We start from the raw sequence: 10,465 nt of genomic DNA, 5'->3' as shown, positions 1-10,465 counted from the left end.
CAGAGCGGCCTTCCCGGCCTTGGTGTCACTCGTCACGTCAGTCATCAACTGTCGCTTCCAGCTCGGGAGTTACACCGCTCACCGTACAGACCCGCGTTCGTCGGCGGCATGCTTGTTCCGCCAGATGATGTAGCGGCGGATCATGCTGCCCTGCTCCTTGTGGCTGGCGTGGTCGGTGCCGTCGAGAGCGAAGTAGCGAAGGGCGGTGAACTGGGCTTCGATGCGGTTCAGCCAGGAGCTGTTGGTCGGCGTGTAGGCGAACTCAACGTTGTTGGCCGCGGCCCAGTCGCCGACCCGGGTGTCCTTCTTCGTGGTCAGGTGCGGGGAGTAGTTGTCGAGCACGATCGCGATGCGGATCTGGGGCGGGTAGAGGCTGCGCAGGTAGCGGCAGAACTCCAGGAATCTCGTCCGGTTCTTCTCCGGCTTGATGTGCCCGTAGAACTTGTCCTTGCCCAGGTCGTAGGCGGCGAACAGGTGCCGGACCCCGTGCGGGCGAGTGTAGGTCGCCCGCCGGCGCGGCCTCGGTTCCCGGTCGGGGTCCTTGTGCTTCCCGCCGCGCTCGGCCCACTGCCGCCCGGGGTGGGGCATCAGGTTAAGCGGGCCGAACTCATCCAGGCATAAGACGACGTCGGGCTCGTCGTCCTCGGGTATGACCTCGCCGTCGGCGATCGCGTACAGCTGCTCGACGCGGGCCTTCTTGGCCGCGTAGTCGGGGTCGCGGGAGGTCTTCCACGTCTTCATGCGTTGAAAGGACACGCCCTCCTCGCGGAGCAGGACCCGCAGGCCCTCGTGGCTGATGTCATCGACCACCCCCTCAGCGACCAGGAAGTCGGCCAGCTTCACCCGGCTCCAGGTCGAGAACGGCAGGCCGTGTTCGGCTGGCCTGGACTTAGCGATCTTCTTGATCTCCCGCCGCTCAGGCAGGGTGAACGTCCTCGGCCGGCCGCCCTTGTACTTCGGGTAGAGCGAGGCGAAGCCGTCGGCATTGAAGTTGTGGATCACGTCCCGGACCCGGTCCGCGCTCGTGAAAGTCACCTCGGCGATCTTCGCCACGGGCATGGCCTGCGCGGATAGCAAGACCATCTGGGGCCGCCGCCAGGTCACCACTGAGCCGGTGCCCCGGCGGATGATCCGCAGCAGGCGCTGTCCCTCATCGCTGTCGATCTCGCTGATCCGCACTGGCTCTGCCACCGGCACAGTCTTTCGGGAGGAGGAGGCGTCCGGGTGGGGAACGGGCGAGGTGCCTGCGGGTGCGGTGTCAGGCCAACGTCTCCCGGAGCCAGGCCCTTTCGGCGTGGCTGGTGGCGCGGGCGATGGTGAGCATGCCGCGCCGGTAGGGGTCGTCAGTGTCGTCGGCGCCCAGTAGGCGGTCACCGTCGTGGAAGAAGCTCGCGGGCTGTTCCAGGAAATCCAATCGCCGACGCAGTACCGCGTGCTGGTCAGCGGTGTCGGGCAGGTGAGACAGGAAGGCCAGGACCGTGAAGTATCGGGTGCTGTCACTGATGTCCAGGCCGTTGGCATCCCGCAGTCGGCGCAGCAGCTCGCAGTGGCCGGCATTGGTCAGGCTCAGGGTGTGCCGCTGAGCGGCCGAGGAGCCCGGTTCGGTTCGCCGGTCGAGGAATCCGGCGCTGACCAGCCGGTTGATCGCCGGGTAGAGGCTGCCGTCGCTGACCGGCCGGGCATAGCCAGACAAGTGCTCTATCCGATGGCGCAGTTGATAGCCGTGCAGCGGTCCCTCGGCCAGGAATCCAAGGATCGCGAGTTCGAGCATGCTGCTACTCTCGCACATCGAAACGAGGTACCTCGAATCGAGGCAGGAGCCAGGATGACATACACCGAGGAATGGGTGATCGCACAGGCGCGCAACGCTTACCAGCGTGGCCGGGCATCGTTCGACATACGGCCTGAACGGGCGGCACTGCTGGTGATCGACATGCAAGACGAATTCGTCCGGCCCGGCTGGAGTCCCTACTGGGTGCCCGCAGCCACCCGGATGGCGCCCCGGTTGCACCAACTGGTCGAAGAATGCCGGGCGACCTCGGTCCCGGTCATCTGGACCATCTTCGACGACACCCATCTCGGACTGGACCGGCCACACGCCTTGCAGTTCCTCCCGCATGCCGACACCGACTGGCGCCGACCGGGCCCTGCCGAAGTGTGGGCCCCCATGGGCCGCCGCCCCGACGAGGTCGTCATCCGCAAGCCCTCCTACGGGGCGTTCTACGACACCCCGCTCGATACGATGCTGCGCAACCTCGGCCGCGACACGGTCATCGTCACGGGAACGCTCACCAACTACTGCTGCGGCACCACGGCCCGGCAGGCATACGAACGCGGCTACAAGGTCGTCTTCGGCTCCGACGTCACGGCAACCGACGACGAGTCCCGGCAAGAACCTGAACTCGCAGTCCTGCGCAAGGGTTTCGCCCTCGTGCTGAGCGCAGAAGAGATCACCAACCGACTGACCTCAGTCACCCCGGCATGAGAGGACGAGCAGCGGGCGAACGTTGCCTGATGCGGCACTAGACAGGACCGACCGGGACGCACATGCAGTATGTCGTTGGGGCAGTTATGGGAACTCGCACCCGCTACAGGCCGGGGCCGGCCCTGGTCCTTGCCGTTGCCGCCCGGACGCTCCTCGTTGTTCTGGCCTATCGGACCAAACTCACCAGGCAGTAACTCGGCTCCCTCTTCGGCATCTCCCACGCGGCTGCCCACCGGGTTATGACTCGGCTCGCCGAGCTCCTCGGACCACCACCTGCTGACAGGCGGGAGCTGTGGGTCGTCGACGGCACCTTGATCCCCGTCCACGACCGGCAGCGCACCGCAAAAAGCAAGAACTATCGGCGCAGCGTCAACGTACAGATCGTCTGCCGGGCCCGCGACAGGCGGGTTGTCGCTGTCGGAGACGCTTGGCCGGGCAACTGCAACGACATCGTCGTCTTCCGTAAAACCCTCGCGGAAACACTCCCTGACCATCCCCGCCTGTCCGGTGATGGCGGCTACCGAGGCTGTGGCCGCATCCGCACACCACGCCGAGGCGACGACGGGCGCATCGTTAAAGACCGCACCTACCGCCGGTTCCGCAAACGCCGGTCCATGGCAGAACACGCCATCGCGCGGCTCAAAGAACACCAGATCCTCCGCCAATGCAGGCGCCGCGGCAACGCGATCAACCACGCCGTCGCAGGCGTCGCCGCACTCCACAACCTCAAGATCGACATCCGGTAAACGAGGCACCCCTCGCGGGGCAGCAGGCCCCGGCCCGCATTACGTGATGGCTCTTAGCCGAAGGATTTTGCCTCTGGGGCAATAAATTTGCCGCAGAGGCAAACCTGCGGCTGAATAGGAGGTATGACCGCTCCCGAGAACGAGTCCGGCCCCGGCGAGGACCTGCCCGCCGTCGCGCCGCAGCTGCGTGCGCTGCGCCGCCGGGCCTCGCTCACCCTGGAGGCCGCGGCCCGCGCCGCCGGGCTCTCGCCCGCGCATCTGTCCCGGCTGGAGACCGGGCAGCGCCAGCCCTCGCTGCCGATGCTGCTCGCGCTCGCTCGTGTCTACAGTACGACGGTCTCCGAGCTGCTCGGCGAGAGCGTCGCCGACCGGGACGCCATCGTGCGTGCCCCCGCCATGGAGCCGACCCGGGCGGGCGGCTGGACGTACTGGCAGGCCGGCGCGCCCGGACGCGGGATGCAGGCCCTCCGTGTCCACGTCCCGCACGGGACCCAGGGCGACATCGTGCGGGTCCATCCCGGCGAGGAGTGGCTGTACGTCCTCAAGGGGCGGCTGCGGCTACGCCTCGGCGACACCGCGCATGTGCTCGAACCGGGGGACAGCGCCCATTTCGACTCGCTGACCCCGCACCGACTGGCGGCCGCAGATCACGACGGGACCGATCTGCTCTTCGTCCACACGCTGCTGCAGAGCCCGCTCACCGCACTCTGCCTCGGTCCTCATCCTGGAGAAATGCCATGAGCAACATGGAAGACAAGTTCCCCCGCGCCCTGTGGGTTCGGCTGATCATCTACATCGCGGTCGGCCACCTCTTCGCCGCCTTCATCTATCTCCTGTTCTCGGTGGGCGCGAAGTAGGTCCGGGCTGCCCGGGCAGCCCGAGCAGCCCGCGCCGGTGCGGCGGCCGGGCCGCTCAGTCCAGCAGTCGCTCGCGCAGCCGCTCCCGCACCTGGGGAGTCACGCCGAGACCCTGCTCCAGATAGGCGTCCACGCCGCCCCATGTCTCCTCGACGGTCTCGAGTGCCGCCGCCAGATACTCGACCCGTGCGTCGAAGAGGGGGCTGAGCAGCTCCATCACCTCGGGCGAGTACGTGTCGGCGGAGGAGCCGTTGCGGTGCACCTTGTACCGGCGGTGCTTGGCGTTGGACTCCAGGTAGTCCGCGACGATGGCGTCCCGCTCGACCCCGAGGGCGATGAGCGTGACCGCGATCGACAGACCCGCGCGGTCCTTGCCCGCGGCGCAGTGCATCAGCGCGGGCACGCTGTCCTCGGCCATCGCGTGCAGCACCCGGGAGTGCTCGCCCGTGCGCTCCCGGATGATCGTGCGGTACGACGCGATCATGCGGTTCGCGGCCTTGCCGTCGGAGAGCAGCCCGCGCAGCTGCTCCAAGTCGCCGTCGCGGACCATCTTCCAGAACTCGGCGCCGTCCGCCGGGTCCGTCAGCGGAAGGTTGACGTTCCGCACGCCCGCCAGCTCGACGTCCGGCCCCTCCAGCTTCATGTCCGCCGCGTTGCGGAAGTCGAAGACCGTGTGCAGGCCGAGGGAGGCGAGAAACGCCGCGTCCTGCTCCGTCGCATGCGCGAGGTGGCCGCTGCGGAAGAGCACTCCGTGCCGTACGCGCCGTCCGTCCACGGTCGGCAGGCCGCCCAGGTCGCGGAAGTTGCGCACTCCGGTCAGCTCGGGCTCGGTAGACGGGACCTGCTGCGTCACGGGGGCTCCTCCCATCCGTCCGCCGACGCTGCTCGTCGACGGGCCGCGCTTCGACGATACGACATGGGTTGAACGGGCAATCATCGCGGACGGGGCGCCTGGCTGAACCCGGCCCGTAGCCGTTGCCCAGGAGGCACCTCAGGCCCGATGATGTTGAGGCCTGGTCGTACCTGTTCGAATCTGTGGGGGTCGCATGTTGGAGATCGGCGCTGACGGTCGTACCTGGCTGCTGTCGGGGCCCGGGAGCAGCTATGCGGTCCGGCTCACCGACGGCGACGAACTGCTGCATCTGCACTGGGGCCCGCGTATCGCCCTCGCCGACGCGGAGGCCCTGGCCGCCCTGCCCGCCCCCCGCTACTGGCCCTTCGAATCCCAGCTGGACGGCCACGAGGAGTACCCGGTCGAGGGCGGCCCCCGGTTCGTACGGCCCGCCCTGTCCGTGCGCACCGAGGAGCGCCGGGGCACCGAGTGGGCCTTCGAGTCGTACGAGACGGACGACGAGGAGCTGCGGCTGCGGTTCACCGACGCGGGACTGCGGATCACCCTCCACTACCGGATGCGTGGCGATGTCGTCGAGCGGTGGGTGACCCTCGCGAACGACGGCGCTGCCCCGGTGGAGCTGCTGCGCGCCGACTCGGCCACCTGGACCCTGCCGGAGCGCGAGGGCTGGGGGCTGTCGCAGCTGCACGGCCGCTGGGCGGCCGAGTCCCGGCTCGTCCGGTCCGGCCTCACCTACGGCGAGAAGGTCATCGGCAGCCGCCGCGGCCACACCGGCCACCAGCACCTTCCCTGGGTCGCGCTCGACACGGACGCCACCGAGGAGCGGGGCGAGGTCTACGGCTGCGCGCTGGCCTGGTCGGGCAGCTGGCGGATCGCCGTCGCCCAACTCCCCGACGCGCGCGTGCAGATCACCGGCGGCGCCGGCTACGACGACTCGGGCCTGCTGCGGCTGGCGCCGGGGGAGACCTTCAGCACTCCCCTTTTCGCCGGACTGTGGAGCGACGGCGGTTTCGGCGGCGCGAGCCGCGCCTGGCACGCCTACCAGAGGGCGTATGTCGTCCCGGACGCGGACCGGGACCGGCCCGTGCTCTACAACTCCTGGGAGGCGACCGGATTCGGCATCTCCGAGGAGCAGCAGCGGGTGCTGGCGCGCCGCGCCGCGGCGATGGGTGTCGAGCTGTTCGTGGTCGACGACGGCTGGTTCGGGGCGCGCACCAGCGACCGGGCCGGGCTCGGCGACTGGACCCCCAACCCCGACCGCTTCCCGAGCGGTCTGAAGCCGCTCGCCGACGATGTGCACGCCCTCGGGATGCAGTTCGGCATCTGGGTCGAGCCCGAGATGGTCAACGCGGACAGCGACCTCTATCGCGCGCACCCCGACTGGGTGCAGTACCAGCCGGGACGCAGGCGGACGGAGTTCCGCAACCAGCTCGTGCTCAACCTGGCCCGCGAGGACGTCCAGGAGTACCTGTGGGAGCAGCTGGACGGGCTGCTCTCCAGTGCCCCGATCGACTATGTGAAGTGGGACTTCAATCGCTGCTTCACCGACGCCGGCTGGCCCGTCGACGCGTATCCCCAGCGGTTGTGGGTCGACCATGTGCGAGCGCTCTACGGGCTGGTGGACCGGCTGCGGGCCGCGCACCCCTCGGTCGCCTTCGAGTCCTGCTCGGGCGGCGGGGGACGCGTCGACCTCGGCATCATGAGCCGTACGGACCAGGTGTGGACCTCCGACAACACCGACCCGCTCGACCGGCTCGCCATCCAGTACGGCTTCAGCCAGATCCATCCGGCCCGGGTCATGGCCGCCTGGGTCACCGACAGCCCCAACACCCAGCTCAACGGGCGGGTCAGCTCGTTGCGCTTCCGGTTCGTGAGCGCCATGGCCGGGGTGCTCGGCGTCGGCGGCGACCTGGCGGACTGGACCGAGGAGGAGCTGGCAGAGGCCCGCGACTGGGTGGGTCTCTACAAGGAGATCCGTCCCGTCGTCCAGCGCGGCGACCTCTACCGGCTGCGCCGCCCGGAGGGGGGTCTCAGCGCGGTCCAGTACGTCCTCGGCGAGGAGACCGTCGTCCTCGCCCTGCTCCAGGCGCAGCATCACGGAGAGCCGGTCGCACCGCTGCGGCTTCGGGGGCTCGACCCCACGGCAACATATGAATGCCGCGAAACAGGCGAAATCCACCGGGGTGCCGTGCTGTTGCACCACGGTCTGCGGACCGGGCTGCACGGGGACTTCGACGCGACGGTCATCCGGCTGCGCCGTGTCTGAGCCTGTCGATGCACGTCGAGCCGTCCAACACCCCTCTTCAGGGGCTTATTCCGGATCGGCCCGAACAAGTCGAGTGGTTTATCTCACCGTCCGTCAACCCCTTCTTACGGTCGCGTAGCTCACACCAAAAGGTGAATCATGGTCCGATGTGGCAGACGATTCGAAGAGTGACAAGAGATCAGTGATCGGGTCGTACGTGGCGGTGGGGGACAGCTTCACCGAAGGCGTCGGCGATCCCGGCCCCGACGGACAGTTCGTCGGCTGGGCCGATCGGTTCGCGGTGCTCCTGGCCGACCTGCGTCCCGAGGGTGACTTCCGGTACACGAACCTCGCCGTACGCGGCAAACTGCTCGACCAGATCATCGAGGACCAGCTACCCAAGGCCCGGGAACTCGCCCCGGACATGGTGTCCTTCTGCGCGGGCGGCAACGACATCATCCGGCCCGGCACCGACCCCGACGAGGTCGCCGAGCGCTTCGAGCGCGCCGTCGCCGATCTCACCTCCGCCGTCGGCACCGTCATGGTCACCACCGGCTTCGACACCCGCGACGTGCCCGTGCTCAAGCATCTGCGCGGCAAGATCGCCACGTACAACGGGCATGTCCGGGCCATCGCCGACCGGTACGGCTGCCCGGTGCTCGACCTGTGGTCCCTGAAGACGGTCCAGGACCGACGCGCCTGGGACGACGACCGGCTCCACCTCTCGCCCGAGGGACACACCCGGGTCGCCCTGCGGGCGGGCCAGGTGCTCGGCATCGAGGTCCCGGCCGACCCGGACCAGCCGTGGCCGCCGCTGCCGCCGCGCGGCACGTTCGAGGTGCGGCGCGACGACATCCACTGGGCGCGCGAGTTCCTGGTCCCGTGGATCGGGCGCCGGCTGCGCGGCGAGTCCTCCGGGGACCGCGTGGTGGCCAAGGGGGCCCTGTCGCCGGACGACATCAAGATGCGGATCGCCAAGGCGGTCTGAACCGGCCGCGACAGCGGCTCCGTATCGGCCCCGGTCCGGGAGGCAGCCCCAGCCGGGGCCCGGACCGGGGCCGATACGGGCCGCTCCCCGGGCTCCCTGCGGCGGGCCTCCCGGTGACGGTGTCGCGGACGGGTGCGAGTCAGCTCCTCGCCGTCGTCAACTCCGCGCGCTCCACTCCCAGTTCGCCGGCGAGTGCCTCGTCCACCCACTCCCGGGTGCGCGCCCGCGGGACCGTGCCCGCGTACACCGTCATCTGCACGGCCAGCCCGTCCAGCAGCGCGGTCAGCCGCAGCGCCGTGGCCGCCGGGTCCGCGCAGCGGAACTCGCCCGCGGCCACCCCCTCGGCCACGACCTCGGTGATCGCGGCCTTCCACTCCCGGTCGAGGTTGCGCGCGACCTCCCGCAGCGCGGGCTCGCGCAGTGCCGCCGCCCAGCCCTCGATCCACAGCCGCCAGCCCTTGGCCTGCCCGGTCGGCGCGTACCAGCGCACCGCAGCGCGCAGTCGGCGCAGGGCCGTCGTACGGCGGCCGAGCAGCTTGCGCAGATGGGCCAGGTCGTCCTCGGCGGCGTAGGCGAAGGCCTCCGCGACCAGCTTCTCCTTGGTCGAGAAGTGGTACAGCACCAGCGCGTTGCTCACCCCGAGGGCCGAGGCCACATCGGCGATGCGCACCGCCGCCACGCCGCGCCTCTCGATCTGACCGACGGCGGCCCGGAGCAACTCCTCGCGCCGCTCGGTCACGCTCAATCGCACCCTCGTCACGCGGCTACCCTACGTCACCGGTACCACCCGAAGCGCTCCGAGATCACCGGCAGCCGGTCCGCGACGAGAGCGTGCGCGGCCGCCCGCGGACTCGTCCCGTCGGTCTCCGCGCGGTCGAGCATCCGGCCCACCAGCTCCCGCATCGCCCGCCGCGTGTACGCGAACGCCTCGTCCGCGTCCGCCTCGATGTCACCGAACAGCGTCCACCACCACCAGGCGTTCGTCCCGGAGTTGACCACCACGTCCGGCAGCACGGTCACCCCGCGCGCCGCGAGCAGTTCCTCCGCCTCGGGCAGCACCGGCATGTTGGCCGCCTCGGCGATCCACCGGGCGCCGATCCGCGCCTGGTTCACCGTGTCGACCGCGTACGACACCGCCGCAGGCACCAGCACCTCAGCCTCGGCCGACAGCCAGGCGTCGCCCGGCAGTTCCCGGTCGTCGGGGCGCAACGCCCCACGATCCACCGTCCCGTACGCGTCGCGCGCCGCGAGCAGCGCCTCCACGTCGAGTCCGTCCGGATGGGCGATCGTGCCCTTGATGTCGGCGACCGCGACGACCGTGAGCCCCGCCCGGGCCAGGAAGCGCGCCGTGGCCCCGCCCATGGTGCCGAACCCCTGCACGGCCACGCGCGTTCCGGCGTACGGCACGCCGGCCCGGTCCAGGGCGGTGAGGACGGACTCGGCGACGCCGCACCCGCCGACCAGCCCGTCCAGCCCGATCCCGTCCACCTCGACCGCGAACGCGTCCGCAAGGCGTCGGCGCGCCGCCGTCTCGTCCTCGAGCAGCGGATACACCGCCTGCACCGACGACACGAGCCCCGCCTCGGCGGCCGCCCGGTCCACCAGGTCCTGGGTGAGCCCCAGGTCCTCGCCGGTGGTCCAGACGCTCTCGATGTACGGCTTCATGGCGCGCAGATAGCGCACGAGGACGTCGTACGCCTCCGGGGCCCGGGGATCGCAGTCGATACCGCCCTTGGCGCCGCCCAGCGGCACATAGCGACTCTCGGGGCGGTGGTGCAGCGCCTCCTTCATCGTCATGCCGCGGGCCAGCCCGGCCACCTCGTCCAGCGTGCAGCCCGGGCGCATCCGCAGCCCGCCGCTCGCCACCCCGCGGACGAGCCGGTCGACGACGAGGTAGCCGCGCCGGCCGGTGACGTGGTCGGTCCACACGAGCGTCAGGAGGGGAGCGTTCCGATCGATGGTCATGCGCACACTGTACTGACCGGTCATTCAGTTGTACGCCCGCATCCCGAGGTCCTCCGGAGTGCACGGGCAGGCGGCGGAAGCGGCGTACTCCCGGCGAACCGGAACGCCGCCGAGCCCCCGCCGCCCTCCCGCGCCCACTTCGGCCCCGCGACACGGAAGAAGAACGTGCGGCCCGGGGTTGTGGTGCTCAGGGCCCGGAACCCGTTGTGATCTCCGGGCCCGCACAGCGCGGTGAGAGCCGGGGACGTCGCACTGTGACACGGTCGACCCGGCGCAGTGCGAGGGCCCGCCCATAATGGAAGCCCCCACCGACTCCACTGGAGGAC

Annotated in this window: 11 protein-coding genes; 6 read left to right on the top strand and 5 right to left on the bottom strand. The window is 70.0% G+C overall.

What is annotated here, in order from left to right; genetic code table 11:
- Positions 1-78 precede the first annotated feature (78 nt).
- Positions 79-1,191 (bottom strand): IS630 family transposase, encoded by a 1,113-nt coding sequence (locus ACFY2Z_RS39745; protein ID WP_390748871.1) that lies wholly within the window; start codon positions 1,189-1,191, stop codon positions 79-81.
- 67 nt (positions 1,192-1,258) lie between these two features.
- Positions 1,259-1,771 (bottom strand): PadR family transcriptional regulator, encoded by a 513-nt coding sequence (locus tag ACFY2Z_RS39740; protein ID WP_390748870.1) that lies wholly within the window; start codon positions 1,769-1,771, stop codon positions 1,259-1,261.
- Between the two features lie 54 nt (positions 1,772-1,825).
- Here ACFY2Z_RS39740 and ACFY2Z_RS39735 point away from each other — a divergent pair, with 54 nt between their 5' ends.
- The 4 genes from ACFY2Z_RS39735 to ACFY2Z_RS39720 all read left to right on the top strand — a co-directional run bounded on the left by ACFY2Z_RS39735 (position 1,826) and on the right by ACFY2Z_RS39720 (position 4,088).
- Entirely contained in the window at positions 1,826-2,485 is a 660-nt protein-coding gene (locus tag ACFY2Z_RS39735) for a cysteine hydrolase family protein (RefSeq protein ID WP_390748869.1), read from the top strand.
- 239 nt (positions 2,486-2,724) lie between these two features.
- Positions 2,725-3,231: a transposase gene (locus ACFY2Z_RS39730; RefSeq protein ID WP_390748868.1), complete on the top strand. Its 507-nt coding sequence runs from the start codon at positions 2,725-2,727 to the stop codon at positions 3,229-3,231.
- A gap of 123 nt (positions 3,232-3,354) precedes the next feature.
- The gene (locus tag ACFY2Z_RS39725; RefSeq protein WP_390748867.1) at positions 3,355-3,972 is read left to right on the top strand and encodes a helix-turn-helix domain-containing protein; all 618 of its coding nucleotides are present in this window, start codon (positions 3,355-3,357) and stop codon (positions 3,970-3,972) included.
- Positions 3,969-4,088 (top strand): DUF6126 family protein, encoded by a 120-nt coding sequence (locus tag ACFY2Z_RS39720; RefSeq protein WP_390748866.1) that lies wholly within the window; start codon positions 3,969-3,971, stop codon positions 4,086-4,088. The genes ACFY2Z_RS39725 and ACFY2Z_RS39720 overlap by 4 nt, the downstream gene beginning before the upstream one ends.
- A gap of 55 nt (positions 4,089-4,143) precedes the next feature.
- On the opposite strand, the gene ACFY2Z_RS39715 is transcribed toward ACFY2Z_RS39720, so the two are convergent.
- On the bottom strand, positions 4,144-4,941 hold the full coding sequence (locus ACFY2Z_RS39715) for a tyrosine-protein phosphatase (RefSeq protein WP_390748865.1): 798 nt from the start codon (positions 4,939-4,941) through the stop codon (positions 4,144-4,146).
- 193 nt (positions 4,942-5,134) lie between these two features.
- Between ACFY2Z_RS39715 and ACFY2Z_RS39710 the strand changes: the two genes are divergently transcribed.
- Together ACFY2Z_RS39710 and ACFY2Z_RS39705 are read left to right on the top strand one after the other, a co-directional pair.
- Complete coding sequence (locus tag ACFY2Z_RS39710) at positions 5,135-7,207, top strand: alpha-galactosidase (protein WP_390748864.1); 2,073 nt, start codon at positions 5,135-5,137, stop codon at positions 7,205-7,207.
- Between the two features lie 181 nt (positions 7,208-7,388).
- Positions 7,389-8,174 carry an SGNH/GDSL hydrolase family protein gene (locus ACFY2Z_RS39705; RefSeq protein WP_390748873.1) on the top strand — a complete coding sequence of 262 codons (786 nt, stop codon included), beginning with the start codon at positions 7,389-7,391 and terminating at the stop codon, positions 8,172-8,174.
- 139 nt (positions 8,175-8,313) lie between these two features.
- Here the strand turns inward: ACFY2Z_RS39705 and ACFY2Z_RS39700 are convergent, their stop codons facing one another.
- Complete coding sequence (locus ACFY2Z_RS39700; RefSeq protein WP_390748863.1) at positions 8,314-8,934, bottom strand: TetR/AcrR family transcriptional regulator; 621 nt, start codon at positions 8,932-8,934, stop codon at positions 8,314-8,316.
- Positions 8,935-8,948: 14 nt separating this feature from the next.
- Complete coding sequence (locus ACFY2Z_RS39695) at positions 8,949-10,139, bottom strand: Glu/Leu/Phe/Val dehydrogenase dimerization domain-containing protein (protein WP_390748862.1); 1,191 nt, start codon at positions 10,137-10,139, stop codon at positions 8,949-8,951.
- Between the last annotated feature and the right edge of the window lie 326 nt (positions 10,140-10,465).

It is taken from the genome of Streptomyces sp. NPDC001222, assembly GCF_042896945.1.
In the GTDB taxonomy this organism is placed as follows: domain Bacteria; phylum Actinomycetota; class Actinomycetes; order Streptomycetales; family Streptomycetaceae; genus Streptomyces; species Streptomyces gibsoniae.
The sequence above is the reverse complement of the archived record's forward strand: the minus strand, read 5'-3'. Positions and strand labels throughout refer to the sequence as shown.

Bases quoted from the DNA above. Each gene is read 5' to 3' on its own strand.
- ACFY2Z_RS39735 (WP_390748869.1), top strand. From the start codon at position 1,826: ATGACATACACCGAGGAATGGGTGATCGCACAGGCGCGCAACGCTTAC.
- ACFY2Z_RS39695 (WP_390748862.1), bottom strand. From the start codon at position 10,139: ATGACCATCGATCGGAACGCTCCCCTCCTGACGCTCGTGTGGACCGAC.
- ACFY2Z_RS39730 (WP_390748868.1), top strand. From the start codon at position 2,725: ATGACTCGGCTCGCCGAGCTCCTCGGACCACCACCTGCTGACAGGCGG.
- ACFY2Z_RS39740 (WP_390748870.1), bottom strand. From the start codon at position 1,771: ATGCTCGAACTCGCGATCCTTGGATTCCTGGCCGAGGGACCGCTGCAC.
- ACFY2Z_RS39725 (WP_390748867.1), top strand. From the start codon at position 3,355: ATGACCGCTCCCGAGAACGAGTCCGGCCCCGGCGAGGACCTGCCCGCC.
- ACFY2Z_RS39720 (WP_390748866.1), top strand. From the start codon at position 3,969: ATGAGCAACATGGAAGACAAGTTCCCCCGCGCCCTGTGGGTTCGGCTG.
- ACFY2Z_RS39710 (WP_390748864.1), top strand. From the start codon at position 5,135: ATGTTGGAGATCGGCGCTGACGGTCGTACCTGGCTGCTGTCGGGGCCC.